17 protein-coding genes, 1 tRNA gene and 2 pseudogenes are annotated in these 20,597 nt (G+C 53.9%); 12 read left to right on the top strand and 8 right to left on the bottom strand.

Annotated features, from left to right (window positions below; genetic code table 11):
- Window positions 1-172: 172 nt before the first annotated feature.
- The 4 genes from ACHZBS_RS21360 to ACHZBS_RS21345 all read left to right on the top strand — a co-directional run bounded on the left by ACHZBS_RS21360 (window position 173) and on the right by ACHZBS_RS21345 (window position 5,404).
- Window positions 173-1,273 (top strand): ABC transporter ATP-binding protein, encoded by a 1,101-nt coding sequence (locus ACHZBS_RS21360; RefSeq protein WP_319408530.1) that lies wholly within the window; start codon window positions 173-175, stop codon window positions 1,271-1,273.
- A 153-nt stretch (window positions 1,274-1,426) separates the two neighbouring features.
- The gene (locus tag ACHZBS_RS21355; RefSeq protein WP_319408529.1) at window positions 1,427-2,464 is read left to right on the top strand and encodes a proline racemase family protein; all 1,038 of its coding nucleotides are present in this window, start codon (window positions 1,427-1,429) and stop codon (window positions 2,462-2,464) included.
- Window positions 2,465-2,602: 138 nt separating this feature from the next.
- On the top strand, window positions 2,603-4,225 hold the full coding sequence (locus ACHZBS_RS21350) for an amidohydrolase (protein WP_319408528.1): 1,623 nt from the start codon (window positions 2,603-2,605) through the stop codon (window positions 4,223-4,225).
- An 18-nt stretch (window positions 4,226-4,243) separates the two neighbouring features.
- On the top strand, window positions 4,244-5,404 hold the full coding sequence (locus ACHZBS_RS21345; RefSeq protein WP_319408527.1) for an aminotransferase class I/II-fold pyridoxal phosphate-dependent enzyme: 1,161 nt from the start codon (window positions 4,244-4,246) through the stop codon (window positions 5,402-5,404).
- 218 nt (window positions 5,405-5,622) lie between these two features.
- Here ACHZBS_RS21345 and ACHZBS_RS21340 read toward each other — a convergent pair whose 3' ends face one another.
- Entirely contained in the window at window positions 5,623-6,735 is a 1,113-nt protein-coding gene (locus ACHZBS_RS21340) for an AI-2E family transporter (RefSeq protein ID WP_319408526.1), read from the bottom strand.
- A gap of 255 nt (window positions 6,736-6,990) precedes the next feature.
- The gene (locus tag ACHZBS_RS21335; protein ID WP_319408525.1) at window positions 6,991-7,218 is read right to left on the bottom strand and encodes a hypothetical protein; all 228 of its coding nucleotides are present in this window, start codon (window positions 7,216-7,218) and stop codon (window positions 6,991-6,993) included.
- A 267-nt stretch (window positions 7,219-7,485) separates the two neighbouring features.
- On the opposite strand from ACHZBS_RS21335, the gene ACHZBS_RS21330 reads away from it, so the two are divergent.
- The 8 genes and pseudogenes from ACHZBS_RS21330 to ACHZBS_RS21295 all read left to right on the top strand — a co-directional run bounded on the left by ACHZBS_RS21330 (window position 7,486) and on the right by ACHZBS_RS21295 (window position 16,374).
- A complete protein-coding gene (locus tag ACHZBS_RS21330) occupies window positions 7,486-8,157 on the top strand; it encodes a hypothetical protein (protein ID WP_319408524.1) in 672 nt (223 codons plus the stop codon).
- Entirely contained in the window at window positions 8,154-9,266 is a 1,113-nt protein-coding gene (locus ACHZBS_RS21325) for a M48 family metalloprotease (protein WP_319408523.1), read from the top strand. The genes ACHZBS_RS21330 and ACHZBS_RS21325 overlap by 4 nt, the downstream gene beginning before the upstream one ends.
- The gene (locus ACHZBS_RS21320; RefSeq protein WP_319408522.1) at window positions 9,254-9,820 is read left to right on the top strand and encodes a hypothetical protein; all 567 of its coding nucleotides are present in this window, start codon (window positions 9,254-9,256) and stop codon (window positions 9,818-9,820) included. The genes ACHZBS_RS21325 and ACHZBS_RS21320 overlap by 13 nt, the downstream gene beginning before the upstream one ends.
- A 174-nt stretch (window positions 9,821-9,994) precedes the next feature.
- Window positions 9,995-10,071 (top strand) — tRNA-Trp (locus tag ACHZBS_RS21315).
- Between the two features lie 32 nt (window positions 10,072-10,103).
- Window positions 10,104-10,802, top strand: a complete 699-nt coding sequence (locus tag ACHZBS_RS21310) for a lysophospholipid acyltransferase family protein (protein WP_319408521.1) — start codon at window positions 10,104-10,106, stop codon at window positions 10,800-10,802.
- Window positions 10,803-11,192: 390 nt separating this feature from the next.
- Window positions 11,193-11,753, top strand: a complete 561-nt coding sequence (locus ACHZBS_RS21305; RefSeq protein WP_319408520.1) for a DUF4136 domain-containing protein — start codon at window positions 11,193-11,195, stop codon at window positions 11,751-11,753.
- Window positions 11,754-12,008: 255 nt separating this feature from the next.
- Window positions 12,009-15,110, top strand: a complete 3,102-nt coding sequence (locus tag ACHZBS_RS21300) for a hypothetical protein (protein ID WP_319408519.1) — start codon at window positions 12,009-12,011, stop codon at window positions 15,108-15,110.
- A gap of 212 nt (window positions 15,111-15,322) precedes the next feature.
- Window positions 15,323-16,374, top strand: a pseudogene (locus tag ACHZBS_RS21295) (IS481 family transposase).
- Between the two features lie 78 nt (window positions 16,375-16,452).
- On the opposite strand, the gene ACHZBS_RS21290 reads toward ACHZBS_RS21295, so the two are convergent.
- The 6 genes and pseudogenes from ACHZBS_RS21290 to ACHZBS_RS21265 all read right to left on the bottom strand — a co-directional run bounded on the left by ACHZBS_RS21290 (window position 16,453) and on the right by ACHZBS_RS21265 (window position 20,554).
- The gene (locus ACHZBS_RS21290) at window positions 16,453-16,731 is read right to left on the bottom strand and encodes a hypothetical protein (protein WP_319408518.1); all 279 of its coding nucleotides are present in this window, start codon (window positions 16,729-16,731) and stop codon (window positions 16,453-16,455) included.
- Window positions 16,728-17,135: pseudogene (locus ACHZBS_RS21285) on the bottom strand (DsbA family protein); the annotation flags it as partial. The gene ACHZBS_RS21290 and the pseudogene ACHZBS_RS21285, both read right to left, overlap by 4 nt.
- Window positions 17,136-17,147: 12 nt before the next feature.
- On the bottom strand, window positions 17,148-17,549 hold the full coding sequence (locus ACHZBS_RS21280; protein WP_319408517.1) for a hypothetical protein: 402 nt from the start codon (window positions 17,547-17,549) through the stop codon (window positions 17,148-17,150).
- A gap of 200 nt (window positions 17,550-17,749) precedes the next feature.
- Window positions 17,750-18,709, bottom strand: a complete 960-nt coding sequence (locus ACHZBS_RS21275) for an MBL fold metallo-hydrolase (RefSeq protein ID WP_319408516.1) — start codon at window positions 18,707-18,709, stop codon at window positions 17,750-17,752.
- Between the two features lie 302 nt (window positions 18,710-19,011).
- On the bottom strand, window positions 19,012-19,638 hold the full coding sequence (locus ACHZBS_RS21270; RefSeq protein ID WP_319408515.1) for a TetR/AcrR family transcriptional regulator: 627 nt from the start codon (window positions 19,636-19,638) through the stop codon (window positions 19,012-19,014).
- A 103-nt stretch (window positions 19,639-19,741) separates the two neighbouring features.
- Window positions 19,742-20,554, bottom strand: a complete 813-nt coding sequence (locus tag ACHZBS_RS21265; protein ID WP_319408514.1) for an SDR family oxidoreductase — start codon at window positions 20,552-20,554, stop codon at window positions 19,742-19,744.
- Window positions 20,555-20,597: the final 43 nt, after the last annotated feature.

Here is a 20,597-nt window from a genome sequence, read left to right as displayed (position 1 = left end):
AACGGCATCTTGCGGCCCAGGCCTGCGTTCTCGCGATACTGAGATCCTTGACGTAGGATCAAGGCGGGCAGTAAGGGTCACCGGCTGACTTAAAACAACTTACAGTGGGGCCGTCATTACGGCGGCGGTCCCACTGTGCTGAGAAAAATAAAAGCGTGGGAGACAGAATAACGTGGCGACCGGCAAGAAGCAGCCCATCGTACAATTCAAAGGCATTTTAAAACGGTTCGGCGACGTCGTCGCCGTGGAAAAAATGGATTTTGACATCGAAGAAGGCAGTCTGGTGACGCTGCTGGGCCCTTCCGGATGCGGCAAGACCACCCTGCTGCGCATGGTGGCCGGACTGGAGGAGCCCACCGAGGGCGATATCTTCATCAAAGGGGTCCGAATCAACGATACGCCGATCCACAAGCGCAACCTGGGAATGATTTTTCAGAGCTATGCCCTGTTTCCCCATAAAAACATATTTGAAAACGTGGCCTTCGGGTTGAAGTACCGCGACGTGTCAAAGTCCGATATCAAGAAGAAAGTGACCCGGGCGCTGGAAATGGTTCGCCTGCCCGGAGTGGAGAACCGCATGCCCAGCCAGCTCTCCGGTGGCCAGCAGCAGCGCATCGCCATGGCGCGGGCCATCGTAATCGAACCGGATGTGCTGTTGATGGACGAGCCTCTTTCCGCCCTGGATGAAAACCTGAGAGAAGAGATGCGGCGGGAGGTAGACAACCTCCAACAGATGCTTGGCGTCACCACCATCTTTGTCACCCATGACCAGCGTGAAGCCCTGAGCATGTCGGACAAGATCCTGGTCATGAAAGCGGGTCGCAAACAGCAGGAGGGCGGTCCCGAGGCGGTCTACAATGAACCGGTCAACCATTTTGTAGCCGATTTTCTGGGCCACTCCAATTTTATTAAGGGCGAAGTCGTAGGGGTAGATAACGATCATGTCAACGTCAGAATTGAAACCGGCGACGTCCTCTTTGCAAAAAACAAGGGCGGATTTTCGACAGGCGACACGGTGGAGATAATCGTCCGCGCCCAACGGTTCGATGCCTTTCCCAAGGATGAATTCAAACCGGTGGAAGGGATGAACCACTTTGAGGGCCGCATCAAAGACCGCAGCTACATGGGCGGCGAGGTCAGCTACTTCATTGAATTGGGGACCGGCCGTGAAATTCACATCATCAGCATGATGCGCACACGGCTTTACAGCATCGGTGAATCGGTCAGCGTGCAGGTATCGCCCCACCACTGCCACCTGATTTCCCTTGAATGATCAGTTCGACCGTTTTTGCCGTAATCCTTTTTAACCGAAGCCTGAAAGCAGTTCCTATCGTTTTCAGGTTTTGTTTTTTGGGTTAAAGGTTGTCGGTTGACCGGATTGTGATTATGTTTCCCGAATTGCCATAGGCTTTACAGGAATAAGTGCATGCTCAAATTGAATCTGATCGAAAACGGCTTTTTCCATCGCTATCCGGATCGAATCGTCACCATCGATTCCCACACCCAGGGGGAACCCACCCGCCTTTTGATCGGCGGGGTGGGGAGCCTCCCCGGCAGCACGATGAAAGCCAAGAGGGATCATTTCGAAGCCCATTACGACCCTATCCGAAAACTGCTGACCCGTGAACCCAGGGGACACCGGGGTATCATGGTGGCTGTGGTGACCGAACCGGTCAGCCCGGAAGGGGCTTTCGGTCTTTTTTATATGGACGCCCGGCGCTACCCTTTCCTGTGCGGTCACGCCACCATTGGCGCCGTAGCCTCCCTGATCGATGCCGGGGCACTGGTCGCCGAAGACGGCGACACGGTAATCACCGTGGACACCCCATCCGGGCCGCTGGATGCCCATACCCGGATTCGAAATGGCTGTGTGGAATCCGTGGCCATTGACATGGTACCCTCATTTGTTTTTGATACCGCCCGTGAGATCGAGGTTACCGGATTCGGCAGGATACCCGTCGATCTGGTCTGCGTGGGCGGCTTTTTCGCCATGGTATCATCCCGCTCCGTCGGCATCGACCTGGTTCCGGCGAACAGCCACCGCTTGATCTCCCTGGGAATGGCCGTCATCGAGGCGGCCAATCAGGCATTTGACGTTTATCATCCCGGGCGACCGGAGGTAAAAACGGTGGACGTAACCGAATTCTACGATGAAGATCCGGCTGCGGGAACCGGAAAAAGCGTGGTGGTCTACGGCGAATCCCACATGGACCGCTCGCCGTGCGGCACCGGCACCACTGCCAAGATGACGCTGCTCCACCACCAGGGCAGACTCGACCCCGGTCAGGTCTACAAAAATGCCAGCCCCCTGGGCACGGTGTTCCAAGGTCATATCGTCAAAACCGTGTCCGTCGGAAAATTTGACGGTATCGTGGGCCAGGTCCGGGGAAACGCCCAGATTACCGGTTACCACCAGTTTGTCTTGGATGCCAACGACCCCTTTCCCGATGGATTTTTGTTGTAAGAAACCGAAAGTGTTGTATAAAAAGGTTCCCGACGATCATGCTAAACACGCCGATAAAATCACTTTTCACCCCCTTGAGCCCTTGAATCCTCTAATCCTGAAACCCTTTATTACCCTTTTTCCGGAGAAACGCCTATCATGAATTCATCAAGGCCCAGAATCATCCTCTTTAACGCGGCCATTGCCACCCAGGATTCAGAAAATCCTTTCGCCCAGGCCGTGGCCATCGGACAAGAAGGCATCCTGGCCGTCGGCAAAAACGATGACATATTGCACCTGGCCGGCGCAGGCACCGAGAAAATCGATGTAAACGGTCGCCTGGTGGTACCGGGATTTATCGATACGCATATCCACTTCTATGAATGGGCCCTCCAGCGTCAGGGAGTAAAGCTGGATGATCTCACAGGCTTCGAAGAGCTGCTGACCCGCGTTGGTCAGGCCGGCGGAAACCGCCCGCCGGGCCAGTGGATCATGGGCCAGGGGTGGAACGAGACCGACTGGACCGAACCGCGCATGCCTGACCGCGAAGCATTGGACAGGGCGGCCCCTGCCCACCCGGTGCTGCTGTGGCGCTGCGACCTTCACCTGGCCGCGGCCAACTCCGCCGCCCTGAAACTGGCTGGAATCGACGCCGGCACCCCGGATCCGCCGGAAGGCAGAATCGAGCGCGACTACACCGGAGAGCCTACCGGAATCCTGAGGGAATTGGCCATCAACCTCGTACGTCAGGCCATTGCACCACCGAATGACGATCAGATCGTAGAAGCTTTTGCAGATGCCACCAGCGCCTTGCATCGCCGGGGGATCACCGGCATTCACGACGTTCGATTGATGGCGGACAAGGACGGCGCCCGTGCGTTTCAGGCATTCCAGAAGCTGGATCGGGACGGTCGCCTGAAGCTTCGATCATGGGTCACTCTGCCGGGAGACCGGCTGGACGACATTATCGGCCTGGGACTGCGCACCGGGTTCGGCAACGACCGGCTGCGGGTCGGTCATGTCAAATTTTTTTCCGACGGCGGTATGGGAGCGCGCACCGCCTGGATGATCGACCCTTTTCTGGATGCAGGCTGCGGCATGCCGCTGATGGAGATGGACGCGTTGGCTGAAGACATCCACCGGGCGGACGAGGCCGGCCTGTCGGTGATGGTTCATGCGGTGGGCGATCGGGCCAACCGTGAACTGGTCACTCTTTTTGAAGCCCTCGAATCCCGCCGCATCCGGACCGGTCAATCACGACCTGTCATCCCCCATCGCATCGAACATGTGCAGATGATCCGTCCCGAGGATGCCGACCGGCTGCGCAACCTTCACCTGGCGCTGTGCGTGACACCGGCCAACATGGTTTTGGATATCAACCTCATCGACTCGGCGGTAGGGGAAAAGGGCCAGTGGACCTATGCCTTTCGGCGGTTGATGGACACCGGTACGCCGGTCATGTTCAGCTCGGACTGCCCGGTGTGCGACCCCGATCCGCTGGTGGGCATTCATGCGGCGGTGACGCGCCAGCGGGCCAACGGCACGCCGGAGAACGGCTGGCATCCGCAGAATCGCATATCGGTGGCCGAAGCCATTCAGGCCTATACCGCCACCCCGGCTGCTGTCCATCAAGCCCGATATCTTGGCGTGATCGCACCCGGCAAAAAAGCAGATCTGGCAGTACTCAGTGAGAACATGTTGACGTCGCCGCCATCGCGGATGCCCTGGATGAAAGTCGACATGACCCTGTTCGACGGTGGTATCGTTCACCGACAATTTTAGCCATATTAAGGAGAAACCATGCCCAACACTGCAGACCGCCTGAGCTTATTCACCGAGTCGGTCATTCGCGAGATGACCCGGGTCGCCGATCAATACGGCGCCATCAACCTTTCCCAGGGTTTTCCGGATGCCGACCCGCCGCCAGAGGTTTTGGCCGCGGGGAAAAAGGCTATGGCGGAAGGTCCCCACCAGTATGCTGTTACCTGGGGGGCGCCGCGTTTCAGACAAGCCCTGGTGAAAAAACAGCACCACTGGATGGGTCTCGATCTGGATCCCGACGTCCACGTGGTGGTGACCTGCGGAAGCACCGAAGCCATGATGAGTGCCATGATGACCGCCTGCAATCCCGGAGAGAAGGTCATTATCTTTTCTCCCTATTATGAAAACTACGGTGCAGACACGATCCTCAGCGGCGCCCGGCCCATTTACGTTCCCCTGCACCCCCCGGATTTCAACTTCGATCTGAATGAACTCCGCGCCGCCTTCATGCAAAAGCCCAAGGCCATCGTTTTGTGCAATCCGGCCAATCCGTCCGGAAAAGTCTTCTCCTTGGAGGAACTTGAAATCATCGCCGACCTTGCCAAGGAATTCGACGCCTTTGTCATCACCGACGAAGTCTATGAACATATCGTTTACCGCCCCTACCGTCACCACTATATAGCGTCGCTGCCGGAAATGTTCGACCGGACCATCTCCTGCAGTTCCCTGTCCAAGACTTACAACATGACCGGGTGGCGGTTGGGCTATGTCATTGGACCGGAATCGGTCATCGCCGGTGCCCGCAAGGTGCATGACTTTCTTACCGTGGGGGCTGCAGCGCCCCTGCAGGAAGCCGCAGTCACCGCACTGGAACTTCCCTTGAGCTACTATGAGCAGTTGACGGCGGACTATACTCGAAAAAGGGACCTGTTCCTGGGCTATCTGGACGCGGCCGGCCTCTCCTATACCAAACCCCAGGGGGCTTACTACGTAATGGTGGACTGCTCCGAATTCGGCGTGACCGACGATAACGAATTCTGCCGTTGGATGGCCAAGGAGGTAGGTGTAGCTGCCGTGCCCGGCTCCAGTTTTTTCCACGAACCGGTCAACCATCTGATCCGGCTCCATTTTTCACGATCCGAGACGATTCTCGCTGAAACGGGCAGGCGGCTGAAGAAGCTGAAGTCCCTGATAAAGTAATGCTCAGCGATTAAACCGACACCTGAAAAGCCCAAGTGGCCATTCCGGCGAAAACCGGGCACAGCGTCTGGAGTCAGCGTTATCCGGGAAACAACGGGATGTCATTCACTTAATTCCATGTCTCACCGGAATGGCCACTTGGCGTGGATAGAAAATTATATTGCCAAAATCCCCGCCACGAACGGAGACTCTTTTAATCTTCCCCAATGCCCTTTCATTCACTCACCGCCAAGGCCGTCCGATTCAGCCTGCACCTGTTTCTTCCTTAACACATACCCGGTGTCCGGTAGAACATCCTGGAATGCCTGCCCGTAAATTTCCCAGATGGTCACAAAAAGCGCGGCAATGATGGGACCGATGATCACCCCCACCATGCCGAACATGAAAATGCCCCCCATGGTGCCGAAAAAGATCATCAGTTCGTGCATCTGCGTATCCTTGCCCACCAGGATAGGCCTGAGCAGGTTATCCAGGCTGCCGACCACGAGCCCGCAGAACGCAAACAGACCGATCGCCTTGCCGACGGCGCCGCCAAATCCCAGGATGAGGGCCACCGGCACCCAGACGATGGCAGTTCCCACACTGGGGATAATGGACAAAACCACCATAATCACGCCCCAGAACGTCGCACTGGGGATGCCCACCGCCCAGAAGGCCACCCCGGCCAATCCCCCCTGGAGGATGCCGATAACCGCCGTCCCCTTCAGCGTGGCACGCGTTACCGATGTGAAGCGATCCAGCATCTGCTGCTCGTCATGGTCTTGAAGCGGCAGGTAATAGAGTATTTTTTCAAGCAGTTTATCCCCGTCCATCAAGAAGAAGTACATGGTGTAAAGCCATACGAAAACCATAAACAGAAAGTTGACCGCACCCATGGTCGCCGAGGAGAGATTGTTAATCAGGAACTGGCTGATGTGGCCGACCGTCTCACCGGCCTTGCGCAGGATCAGTTCGCTGTGGGGGGCGATCTTATCGTAGTACGGAAGGGTCTCCAGAAACTCGGATACGGCGCCCGGCTGGCTGAGCTGGTTTTTTACCCAGGGCACGGCGGTCTGGCTGACCTTGATGGCCTGGCCGGTTACCACCCCCGTGAGCACCCCCAAGGGAAGTACCACCACAATAATGATCAGCAGCAGCGTCAAAATCGATGCCAGGCTGCGCCGTCCTCTAAGTCTTTTTTCGAGCCAATGGTATATGGGACGGGAAAGTGCCGAAAAAATGCCGGCCAGAAAGATAGCCATCAGAAAGGATCGGATCATCGAGAGAAATACGGCCGAAATGAATACGACCAGCAAAACGACCACGAACCGATTCATCCTGTCATCACGCATGATAGCCTTGCTCCCTTATGATTTTTCGGCCTGATGCCAGGCCCTTTTGATGGGTGGAAAAATATTTAAAATTAGACGGTTAACATAGAATGCAGGGAATTTCGAACCCTTGCGTTAACATTGGACGATTATAGACAAAACGGCCAAGGTAGATGTTCATGCCCCATAAAAAAGCCGGTAGAGGCTTGAACGAAACCTCTACCGGCTTAAATCCGTATAAACCGAGAACGCACCCAATCACGACATCGACAGCACCTACTGACCGGGAACGTAGGGCACTTCGATTCCCCACCATTGCTGATCGATAGATTTCTCCAGATCTTGGCTTGCTGCCTTATCTGGACCGAACCAGCTGAATTTCATGTGATCCCAGTTTTTGTACATGGTGTCGTGCTGCAAAAATTCTGACCTGCTCATCAAAGATGATTGCCCGCAACTCACCAAGAAAAGAACCATAAAAATCAAAACAATCATTTTTTTCATGCCCTCATCCTCCTTTTGGGTTCAAATTTTATTGAACAACAGGACTCCCCTAATCCCCAAATAATAGGTAGTTGCAATAAAATGTCAAGATTGACATTTTTTTGTCACCGCAAATGCCCAGAAATGGCAAAGTCGATTTCGACCTTCCTGCTCAAATCATTTAACATACCGAATATACAAACTATTAATTTTTTTTTCGTTGGTCTGAAACTTGCATTTTCCATAGTAACCATGTCCTGATTCAAGGAGTGAAATCGCGAACCGCCGATGCAAAACCTTAAGAAAATGACGATTTTCGGCCGATCCGTCCTGATGGCTATTCTGATCGGCCTTATTCTATCCGCCTGCACCTATCCCTCGGAGCGGTTTCACCCCCAGTTTCCAAGCTATCGGCAATCCATGGACGCAATGCTGGTATTGGTTCCCGAAATCGGCATGTTTGAACAAATGCCCGACGGCAGCCGGATCTTTCAGGATATCCAGAGCCAGGAAGCGCAATGCAACGCGCAACAGGCCATCGTCCGCGAACTGCAGGAGCGTCATTTTACGGTACAAGCAGCCGATCCACAGATGATGCAATTAACTGAAATTATAAGTGTTACTTCTCTTTTCAGATCCGTGAACCGTTCCATCCAGCTGCACACGTTCGGCCCTCAACTATTTCCGGCCAAATTAAGCGCCTTTGAATACGATCTGGGATCGGTGGCCGACATCCTGAAGGCCAACAGGGCGGACGGCCTGGTTCTGGCCCTGGGACATCAAACCGCTTCCGGCCAGCCTTCTAAAAACTGGCTCAGCATCGCCGTTGTCGAACCGGAAGGTCATATTATCTGGTACAGCCTGCAGGGTGACCACCAAAAATTCAACCTTCAAACCTCGGAAGGGATGAAAGCACTGGTGGAAGCCACATTGGCCGACTTATGGGAGCAGGGTTCATGACACCTCACCGGTATGTGGTGGCATGGATGATTTTGATGCTGGCATGGGCTGCGCCGCTTTACGCCTTGAATGCAGTGGCTGCTTCCAACCCCACACCTCGCTTGTGGCAGCTCGCCGCCCAGGAACAGGCGATGCTTGAACAGCGCGGCATCGTCCTGCACGAGGCGTCTTTGTCGAGTTATCTGCAAACAGTGGCCGAACGCCTCTGGAAACAGGTATCCACCGATTTAAACGAACCGACAATTAAAGTCGTCATGGATACGCGGATGGAGGCCTATGCGTATCCTAATGGATATTTATTTCTTTCCACCGGAATCCTCAACCAGATAGAAAACGAAGACCAGCTGGCCATGATCCTCGCCCACGAGATAGTTCATTATGTTCGCCAGCACACCGCCGTGCTTTACGATCATTTTCACACGTCCATCCGTAGTACCGGGTTATCTTACGCCAATCAGAGCCAGGCGGCTGGCGGACTGGCCATGAAACAAAAAATCGATGCTGCAGAATATCAGGCCGACGATGAAGGGTTGGTAATGCTAAAAGCCGCCGGCTATTGCGAAACAGAAGTACTGTCCCTCATGTCCAACCTGTTGAAGAGCCTTCAGGATCAGGGGGCCTCCGAAGCCGTGGGACAACTGGAAAACCGCATAAAAACCATGAAGACACTTATCGGCCAAGCCCGGGATAGCTTTCCCTGTACGTCGGCAACCGATGGCGACCATTATTTTTTCCTTAACCGCATTGCGCCGGCCTTGATTGCCAATGCGCAGTCCGCGCTCACTTGCGGTGACTTGAATCAGGCGGATCGAAGTATTTCCAAATTTCTGGTATTGAAACCGGAGGATGCCCGCGCATATTATCTTCAAGGGGAAATCCTGCGCCGACGAAACAATGGCGATGGTAAAAATCAGTGCATTGAATCGTATATTAAGTCCCTAAAAATCGATCCTGAATTCCCGTTGGCCCATCGGGCTCTTGGTGAACTTTATTTTAAAGCCGGCCGATTTCAGACGGCTAAACCCTATTTCGAAGCGTTTCTCCGCCTGGCTCCCCAGGACAATGCAAGAGAATTTATAAAAGGATATCTGCGTCAATGCCGGAATTAATCGTTAACAGACCCGTAATAATCGTCTGTACTGTGCTGACATTGATGCTGACCGCCTGTGCCGGACCGTGGAATACAGCTCCGAATCGGCTCAGCGGGCCTCAATGGTCCATCACGCCACCTGAAGAATGGATGCATCTGAGCACCCAGGAGTCGGAGATGCTATCCAAGGATGGGCCCTATCTGGAGTACATCCTCATTCAATCAAGACCCATGGTGCAAGAGTTTCGGCATACCAAACAAAAATTGAACCCCGGCATGCTGCCCTATGAAGCCGCTCGGTTAATCACCGACAATATGCTCTCCGATCCGCTGATCCGGCAATTCCGCCTGCTGGCCAGCGAACCGGCGATGGTCGGTGGTCATGACGGCTTCAGGTTGACATACACCTATCAGGATCCATCCGGAGTCGAAATAAAAACCATTTATTACGGCGTCATTTTACCCGACCGGTTCTTCAATTTACGCTATACCGCGACTCAGAGATATTATTTTGATAAAGAGTTACCTGCATTTAATAAGGTGCTTGAAAGTCTTCGGCTTGTTTTGAATTAGAATTCACGATCGCCGGCACGGAATCCCATGCAACCTCATGACGTTTCTTACACCCTGCCGGTTTCAACCCCGGTGTCAGATCGAAAGAATTTGGTGAACCTGCAATCTCCAATTTATTTTTAGGCAGACTTTTTCCATTTTCTGTTGTATAGAAAATGCCTCCGATCACGCTGCAGGCCAGTAGCTCGAATTGGTAGAGCACCGGACTCCAAATCCGGGTGTTGGGGGTTCGAATCCCTCCTGGCCTGCCAATTGCTCATCCTTTGCTTAGAACGCAAACTCCATGAAAATTAAAGATACCATCAAGGATTTTTGTTACCGGCAGCTCTTTCCGCGAGCGGGGTTGCTGCTGGTCAAGATCATTTCCCGAACCTACCGGTACCGGCTGGTGGATACGGAAAACGAACAGCGTGCCCTCGAAAACAACGGTGCCGTGGTCTACGCATCCTGGCACCAACGGTTTTTCCCGGGCATCACCTTCTTTGCCACTCGAAAACCCATCGCCATCATAATCAGCCAGAGCCGCGATGGCGAGATGATCTCCCGAGTGGTGGACATTCTGGGATGGCGGTCGGTCCGGGGATCGTCATCCAAGGGGGGTACCCGTGCGCTGAAAGAACTCCGCTCGCTGACTCGCCAGGGATATCGGGTGGGCCACATCGTCGACGGGCCGCAGGGACCGTTCGGGGTGATCAAACCCGGTCTGCTCACCATCGCCCAGTTCTCCGGCGCCCCTATCCTGCCGGTCATCACTTCTGCCGAGCGGCGCTGGGTCTTCAACAGCTGGGACCGCTTCATGGTACCCAAACCCTTCTCCCGGGTGTTTGTCCGTTTCGGTAAGCCCATCTTCGTTCCTCGACGACTAAATCCCGACGATTTCGAAAGCCTGCGCCGGGATGTTGAAAAACAGATTAAAGAACTGACCACGCAGACCGATAACTGGTGGAGAAGCCCGGAAATGATCGGACATTATTTTCCCTGAACCACTCCGTGAAACGGATCCAAATCCAAAGGATCCCGATGAAAGACGCCATGTTCACGGCATTCCCCGCCGACCCGGTGGGAACTCGGCCGGGTCGGGTCTACCTGGATGATTACCCGTTCAGGGAGCCCCCTCAACAATCACACCGACCCCCGAGTTTCTCCTCCCGGCCAACTGCGATCGACAAGTGGTCGACAAGATCGGCCACCACCGTTCATGACTTTTTATCGCCAAAAGCGGTCTTGTTTTGACTTATTTTACGAATATGCTAATTATGATGGGCAGATAGAGTTGCTTTGACTGAATTCTCAGCGCCTGCCCGGGGGATAACAGGCAGTAGCGTGGAGTCATCTCCCATTTTCAGAAAAATTATCAGTGGAGGTCTTAAAGATGATAAGAATATGGTTCGCGGTTTTTGCGGCAGCCCTTGTTATCAGTGGATGCTCGGGAATAAAGGTCAATCAGGACTATGATCCGACCACCGACTTTGCGTCTATGAAGACGTACCGCTGGGCTGCCGAGACCCAGGAAAAAACCGGTGAGCTTCGCGTCGACAATCCCTTGCGGGATACCCGCATTCGAGCGGCGGTGGACCGCCTGCTGAATGAAAAGGGCTTCCGCAAATTTGTTGACGGCTCCCCGACATTCCTGGTCCGCTATCAATATGTGCTGCGCCAAAAAATCGGATCGGACGGCGGCGGCATCGGATTCGGCATTGGCAGCTTTGGCAGCCATGGCGGCATTGCCATCGGCACCGGCAACAGCGTCCGAGCATATGATGAGGGCGCCCTGACCATCGATTTTGTCGACGCGGCATCGCAAAGCCTCCTCTGGCGGGGCACCGGAACCCAGCCGTTCCGGGAATACGATGATCCGAAGAAAACCAACAAGGACATCAACCTGCTGGTGGAAAAAATTCTGGCTCAATTTCCTCCTGCTAAACCTGAATGATTACAGTTTCCTGTTGGGAAAAAAGGCTTTCCCCGTTTCCGCGACAGGGATGAAGGGAATGGGCCATCGCCAAATAACCGCGTGTTGAAAAAAGTCATAGGCAGGCCGGACTATGCAATATCAAGCGACAAAGCGAATTTTATGGGTGATAAATGCCCATGTTAGGTCAATTTTTAACGCTGAACGGCCAACCGCAACAGTTTTTGGCCACCCTGTTAAAACGAAGCACCTGTTCATCCGACCTTTGGAGGACCGTTGAGCCTATTCTTCGACAAGCGCGACCGTGATCTTCTGAAGATCGTCAATGGTGTGCTGAGCAGATCCACCCCTGACATCATTGGCAAGAAAGGCCTGTTTCCCTGGTTTCATCCCCACGGCATCAAGGAACTGGCCGAAACCCGGGGACTTCGCATCGCTTACGCCGTCATCCACCTCCTCGAGTCATTGGAGGCCGGGGACCTGGAGGACCGTCTCAACGCCCTGCGCTCCCTGCGTGACGAGGTATTGCATGCCTCGGCCGGCACCATGCCCAAAAACGCCGCCCGGGTGCTTCTGTCGATCATGAAAGATCTGGTACGGGCCCATGGCAGCGAAACCGAACAGCTCAAGCTGGCCCATGATTTCCGGCGAGTGGCCAGCGGGAAGCCCAGCATCGTCAGAAAAATGCTGCGGCGATACCACCTGCTGGAGATGCCTGAAGCCTGGAATCAGCTCTCCTTCGACGATCATGTGCACGATATCAACACCAAGGGTCGCAAATCGGCCTCCCACTTGATCATGGATGCCTGGATTAAGGGCATCCGGCGGCTGCGAGTGATCTACTACAACTTCATCGATCCCCCATCAGCCGCCGAACTGATCGAAGCCGCCCAGATCATGGGGGTCGAAATCCGCATCGGCATCGAATTCTCAGCCCGCTTCCGGGACAAATATATCCAGCTGATCTGGGTCCCCCGGGGCTTTTCCGATGCCCAGTCGTTCCTCTGTTTCCTAGCCGAACAACCGGTCAGGCAGTTAATGGACCAGGGTCGCGAAGTCACCCACTACCGGCAGCGCTATGTGCTAAAGATTCTCGACGCCTTCAACCGGGTAAACCGGCCCGCCATCAACGCCGCCATGGGGTTGGACATGCCCCCGCTGGATGCCGGTGGCTTCCTGGTATTCGTTCGGCCCGGCCAGCCGTCCATTCTTCACCTGGCCAAATACATCCATCACCAACTGCTTCCCCTGATGAAGCGCAAGGTGGATGCCCTGCGGACGATCTGTGAAAGCACCGATGAAGCCCACAAAGCGGAAATGATATCACTGGTGGAACGAATGAACGACCTGGATTCGGAAACCATTGTACGTCAGTTTCTGCGGCCGGCGGCCCATCCGGACATCCCCGACCCCAACCAGGTCCACGACGACCCGGACACTCCGGAATTGCTCCACCTGACGCCTCGGCAGCTGCTGGACCGGGTTACGGGCATGCGCACCGGTTATCGGGTCACCTTGAACCTGACGGATCTGCTTCCCGAAGACGTGGTGGAAATCCTCTACGACTGTGAAGGCCTCATCAGCCGGCTGGAAATCTTTAATCTCAAGGATTATACAACCGGCAAGACCTGCTACATTGAGGAGATCAGCGAACTGCAACTGGCGCTCAACGAGGGCAATGCCATCAATCTGAAGCGAGTCATCCGGAGAATCATCGGACGGCTGGCCACCGCTAAACCCTTTCCCGGCAAGACGGAACGAATCGAAAAATTAGGCATCATCCTTCACGATATCTCGGCCTTCACGGCCATGTATACCTCCATGCATCTCAAGCCGAGAATCGGCAGTGACTCGACCGGCCACTCATCACGCATGTACGGCATGGGGCTGGCCATTCTGGATACGCTGCCCCCCAGAGCCCGCCGGCTTTGCAGGCACCGCCAGCATGTGGCGCCGAGAGAGATACCCTGTTCGGTCGGCGAACCATCGGAACCGTCGGAACCGCCGAACCGGGCCATCCGCAGCGTGATTCCCTTCAGAATACCGGTTTATAAGCGGGTCACCTATATCCCCTATGAAAGTCCCAAGGGATCCCAAGGACTTCACCAGCGCCTGCTTCAACATCTGCCCATGCTCAGGGTCCTCGGCAAAATCCGCCTGGTCGACTGGCTCGTCCAGACCCACCTCACCCGCATGGAACCGGAGGGGAACATCGTCACCCTGGGAGGCATTGCCGACCGGTCGGATAACGGCCTGCGGCTGGAATGCAGCCCGGCCACCTCCCCCAAGCCCCGCGTGACACCCTTCTACCTGAACAGTACGGTCAGAAACGGGCTGAAAATAATCATGGGCTTCATACCGGCCTTTCTTTCTTTTTATCTGACGAACTCGTGGTGGGTGCTGGCCTACCTCGGGGCGTTCATCTGGTTCGGCATCACGGGGGTGAGAAACATCGTCCAATCGGTTCTGGGCGGCGGCGGCATCAGTCGTTCACCGCTGCTGCATTGGAACGATTATGTCAGTTGGGTAAGAATATCCGATTCGCTGCTCTTTACCGGATTCTCCGTGCCGCTCTTGGACTATCTGGTAAAAACCCTTCTGCTGGATCGGTTCATGGGCATTACAACGGCGACTAACCCGATTGCCCTCTACACGGTCATGGCCGTGGCCAACGGCATTTATCTGTCCAGCCACAACCTGTTCCGCGGGCTGCCCAAGGGGGCTGTGTATGGGAACTTTTTCCGCAGCATCCTCTCCATTCCCATCGCCATCAGCCTAAACATGTTCATCGGCACCCTGTTGGGAATAATCGGAGTGGCGGGTATTGACGGCCACCTGCAAAAATGGGCCGCCGTGATCTCAAAAGGAGCCTCGGACACCGTGGCCGGGGTTATCGAGGGTGCGGCCGACCGCTTCACCAATATTCAGACCCGTTTTCAGGACTATGCAGACACCCTGTCCCAGCTTTTTGACACCTATGGTCGCCTGGAGGCCCTGTTGCCCGAACTCAATGTGTGGGAAACACTTGAAACCATCGGAAAAGACCGCACAGATACCAATGCCGACACCAGAGATCTTGAAAAACTCATCGTCATCGGGGCCTTGGACCTGCTCTACTTCTGGATGTATCAGCCGCGGGCGCGAACCGCACTCAAGTACCTGTCCAAAACCCTTTCCGACGAGGAAAAACGAATTTTATCAGGATGTCAGGCAATTTTAAAACGAGAGCGGGAAATAAGTCAGATGTTTATCGATGGCGTGGTGGGGATAAACTTTTCAAAGGGACTTTCCTTTTACCTGCAGTGCGCCCCTGGCTATCTTAAAGTAATGGACAGGCTTTTAAAACGAACCGCCGGGACATCGAATCAGATTTGCTGAATAAACTCAAGCGGTGAAAAGTAGGATCATTTCAGAGCCGCAGCGGGAAAGGTGAAGCCGCAAGGCTTTATTGGGCTCCTGCGACAACAACGGTTTCGAGACCCTTGGGCTTTAGCTGTATGAGGACGGACTTGACTTGACACCTTGCTAAAAAATGGGTGGTCAGATACCTTCTGGATTGTCGCCAAACAATCTAAAACAGGAGGCACATCATGACCACCCAAGACAAAATCGCAAGAGCTAAACTCAGCATACTGGAACTGGCCGAATACCTCAAGAATGTTTCCCAGGCCTGCCGCATCAACGGCGTTTCCCGCCAACATTTCTACGACATTAAAAAAGCGTATGAAGAGCACGGCCTTGAAGGCCTCAAGGATAAAAGCCGGCGCAAGCCGTGTATCAAAAATCGGGTTGCTCCTGAAATTGAAGCGGCCGTGATCAAAATGGCATTTGAATATCCGGCTTATGGTCAGGCACGAGCTGCCAATGAACTGCGTAAAGAGGGCATTCTGGTGTCATCCGGCGGTGTTCGAAGCATCTGGATTCGGCACGATCTGGAAACTTTCAAAAAACGTCTGGCATCGCTTGAAGAGCGGGCAGCCAAAGAAGGCATTGTTTACACCGAGGCCCAATTGACGGCCTTGGAAACAGCCAAGCGCAGTCGGGAATCTCACCCGGATGAAATCGAAACCCAACATTCGGGTTATCTGATCAGCCAGGATACCTTTTATGTCGGGTATCTGAAAGGTGTCGGCCGGATCTATCAGCAAACGGTGGTCGATACCTATTCGTCGGTGGCCTTTGCCAAGCTGTATACGGCCAAGATCCCCGTCACCGCTGCCGATACGCTCAATGACCGTGTGTTGCCTTTCTTTGAGGAACACAATGTCCCTGTATTGTGCGGGTATTGACGGATCGGGGAACCGAGTTTTGTGGCAGCCTGGATAAACACCCTTACGAGTTGTTCCTGCAACTCAACGAAATCGACCATACCAAAACTAAGGTCAGAAGCCCTCAAACCAATGGTATTTGCGAGCGTTTCCACCAAACCGTGCTGAATGAGTTCTACCGTGTGGCATTTCGAAAGAAGCTGTATCGTGATCTTGAGACTTTACAGATCGACCTGGATGAGTATATGGACGAGTATAATACAAAACGAACCCATCAGGGAAAACGCTGCAAAGGTCGTACGCCAATGGAAACATTCATTGAAGGCAAGCAGCGATATAAAGAAAAGAATCTGGAAAAAATAAATGCTGCATAACTGTCGTTGACACATCCAGAAGGTTTCTGACCACTGTCAACTCAAGTTCCGTTCAGGACACTTTAGCCAACCGGAATTTTACTCCGCCGGTGCTTTCTTAAAATTAAAAAGATCGGTGCGCTCCCACTGCCAGCCTTTGTCTTTCATGCATTGGTGGATCAGCCGCATCTCGTCAAAATTGTCATAGGTGTCGGGCTCGTCACGAATGCCCTCTCTGACCCACACTTCACAGGCTTCATGGTCAATGGCCCACTCCCGTTCGCTTTTGGTCGGATGATAGGGTTTGTGGGTGCACGATGTCGATATCATCGATATTGCCACCGCCAGAAACAGAAATTTTAATAATTCATTTTTCATTTGCCAAGTTCCCGCATGATCAACTCGGGGAGTTTCCCCGGGTTGCTAACTCGTTTTCCATTCAAAAACACCGACGGGGTTCCCCGAACGCCTATTTTTCGACCGTTTTCAACATCTTTTTGAATCAATTGGCGATTGGATGCGGATTGACGGTCCTGATTGAACCGATCCATATTCAACCCCATCCCCCCGGCGATTTCCAGAATTTTCTCTTCATTGATCTGATCGTGATTCTCAAGCAATTGACTGTGGAACTCCCAGAATTTTCCCTGAGTTCCCGCGGCCAGGGCCGCCATGGCACTTGCATGGGAAAATTGATGGCTGGAAAGCGGAAAGTGTTTGATCACATAATTGACGTCGTTGGGGAATTGCTCCAGCACCTGCTGGATAAACTGCTCTAAACGAGCACAGTACGGTCACTGATAGTCGTCAAATACCACTAGGGTGACTTTCGCATCCCGTGGGCCCTTAACCGCCCTGCCGGACAGATCGATGTCGTAAATGCGGCTGAAATGGATGATGCTGATACGGGACGGTTTGGCGGCGGTCAAAACCAGCCGGTCGGAGTCCTGATAGGCGATACGGTCGAATTGTTTTTCAACCGGAATGCTGTCCAAAACGACTTGGTCATCTGTCGAATAGATCAGCACCGCTCCCGGGGTCAGGATAAAGACCATGTCCTCGGTCGGGTTGGTGGTTACATCCAGAATGGGAGAACCGATGTCCGCCTTGAGGATGCCTTCGACCTCGAAGGCGGCATGCAGTAAAGCCGGAGTAAGGAGAACCACCAAAACAATTGCCAATTTCAGGTTTCTCACAATGTTAATCCTTTGAATGGTGTGGAAGATGCACCTCAGAACATTTACCCTGCCGATTGTCCGGTCAACGACACGCACCGTCGAATTTAAATGGATCTTTCTCAGGATACAATGAAAAAGCGGTCAGGTGCAAGACACACTGTCCAGTACACGATCCGCTTTTTCCTGTATTCGTATGTCAGTTTACCACGAGACGGCGATTAGGCGCTGAAAGTCAGCCGGGTACCGGACATGTTAAGAAGAAAACTGGATGGCATCTCTTTTTCGATGCGCTGCACGGCCATCCTGCCGGTGCAGTGGGTAGGAATGATATAGGTCGGGTTGAAGGCCTTTAATGCGTCGATGGTCGGTTTGACAACTTTTTCCTCATCAAGACCGGCCAAGTGAAAACCACCCATAATGGCCATCACCTTTTGGATACCGGAAATTTTTCGGGCATGGGCAACCGTATTCACGATTCCCGAATGGGCGCAGCCGGAAACCACCACCAGACCTTTGTCCCGAACGTTAAAAATGATTGCCGAATCATCATCAAAGGGATCCGGTTGTTCTTCCCCGTCGATCTCACAGAACAGATTGGGAGCCCCCTGCTCAAAATCCGTGATCCGGGGAATCTCACCCAAAAACGCCGCTGCATGATCGAGCATGGCATAGGGTTTGTCGGTATCGACCACCGCCGCGCCGGCGGCCGCAGCCTTGCTCCGCGTAAAGGCGGGGAAATATATTTTGAATTCATCGGAAATTTTCAAAAACCGTGGATTTCGAAAGGCCTTCGGGTGCAGCACCAACGGGATATCCTTCTTGCCTGTTTTTTCGACCAATGCGCTGATCCCGCCCACGTGATCCAGATGACCGTGAGACAGGGCCATCTCCTCGACCCGGGTCAGATCCGCACCAAGGGCATCGGCGTTAAACGCCGCCCCATGTTCGGAAAAACCGAAGTCGAAAAGCATGCTCCGGGAAGTGTCACCGACGGTGACCGTAATCAGCGAGGAAAAACCGTGCTCGGCCAGGATGCTTTTTTTCACCTCCAGTCCCACTAGCGGCATGGCCCGTTGAACCACTGCGCTGTTGTCCTGTGCGACCATGTCGATAATATTGTCCTGCAGGGTTAGAATTTCAACCCGGTCAACGGCCTTGACGGTTATCGTCTCGCTCATCTTTCCCCCTTTTCCCCTTCGGTGGACCTGTTGGTTGATGGAGCATTTAATGGGTAAATGCGCACAAATGATTAGCCCGAATAATTCCCGCTGTCAAGGGTTCGTCCGAGGCGATTGCACCGCTATGGGTTTATAGATTCCGGAAAGCTTCGGGGATGAACCGGATGCGGGCGGCGGGAAAAGAACCCGTGCATCCCTACATGCAGGACAAACGATACCGAACCCGGTTTTCATGCCCGCGGCCATCAGGGTTTGCGCCAGCGCCTCACGGGGTGCCATTTTCTGCTTTCCCATTTTTATGGTTACTTTGGGCGCTTCAGTCCGTCAATCAATTGGTCGACTGCGTAGTTAAAAATGTGCTGATGATTTTCTCCCTCCAGAACCGTGTCCTCCAGCTTTTTGAACTGGGTCAGCCCATGCAGGGCCCCCCAGAACATGACAGCGTATTTTTTTGAATCAACCGGCCTGAACAGTCCGTCGGAAACACCTTTACGAATAAACCCGCCAATCAGCTCGAGGATATGGCTGCCTTTACGGTCGATCTGCTGTTTCAGTTCGCTTCCGAGAATCACCGTCGGCGTGGCCAGAAAGTAGTTGATGATATCGAAATAGTCCTTGTGCTCGCTGCTGAAACGCAGGTAAGCCCGGCCGGTCTCACGGAGTTTCTCGTCGGGTGTCGTCTTGGCCCGGCCGATGGCATCGATTTCGCGGAAGAAGATATCCAGGCCTTCCTCCTGAAGCGAGTAAAATATTTCCTCTTTGCTCTGGTAGTAGAAATAGATCGTTCCGACGCCCAGTTCGGCCGTCCGGGCAATCTGGTTGATACTGGTGGATTGAATTCCTTTTTTAAACAACAGTTTCCTGGCAGCCGCCAGGATCTGCCGCTTGCGCGCTTCTTTTTCCCGTTCCCTTCTCTCTTTGAGTCCCATTTCTATCCTGATCGCGATTAGACGCCATCTTGGAAATAGCTATTATCCCAATCTCATTGATGCAGGAATCCGTAAATCAATTCGTATCGTTCTTTCACGGATTTCAACGCTCCAGTTCCACCTTGAACTGCCTGGCCATTTGCCGCTCGTAAAAGGCCGGCGCCATCCGGCTGATCCAGTAGGCGATTTTTCCCATGCCGGTGAGCACCAGCAGGTCTTTTTCTTTCTCAGCCCCGCGAAAAATGGCCTCGGCAGCATGCTCCGGCGTATCCTGCCTGCCGATCCGCGATTGAGGGTGACGGGTGACGGTCCCATCTCCACCCAGGGCACGATCCTGAAGATGGGTCCTGACAAAGCCTGGACAGACCACCATGACATGAACGCCCTGGTCCCGGACTTCACTGCGTAGAGAGGTAAACAGACCGTGCATGGCGTGTTTGCTGGCTGCATAACCGGTGCGCCCCAGCAGCGGCGCCAGGCCGGCGATACTTTCATTGGAGATGATCAGGCCGCGCCGTTGGATCAGGCTGTGGATAGCTGCCTTGGTGCAGTAAAGGGCGCCGAAAAAATTGACCGCCATGACCCGTTCGTACACCTCGATGCGGGTTTCCACGAAGGCGCTGCGCTGGGTAATGCCGGCGTTGTTGAACAGCACATCGATGCCGCCGAAGCCGTCGATGACCGCCTGAACCGACGCTTCGCAATCAGCCCGCCGGGTAACGTCACAACGAAGGCCCATGACCCGGTGGCCTTCATCCCGGAACTGCCGTTCGCATCCTTCCAGGCGGACTTCATCCATATCCAGCAGGGCGCAGGCCGCGCCGGCTCTGGCAAAGCGCCGGGCTACGGCCAGGCCGATTCCGCTGGCCGCTCCGGTCACCACAACGACTTTATCGGAGAAATTCCGTCTGGCCACACTTATCTCCTTATAAAAAGAACCGCCGATGAGTCGATGAAAT

It is taken from the genome of uncultured Desulfosarcina sp., assembly GCF_963664155.2.
In the GTDB taxonomy this organism is placed as follows: Bacteria; Desulfobacterota; Desulfobacteria; order Desulfobacterales; family Desulfosarcinaceae; genus Desulfosarcina.
The sequence above is the reverse complement of the archived record's forward strand: the minus strand, read 5'-3'. Positions and strand labels throughout refer to the sequence as shown.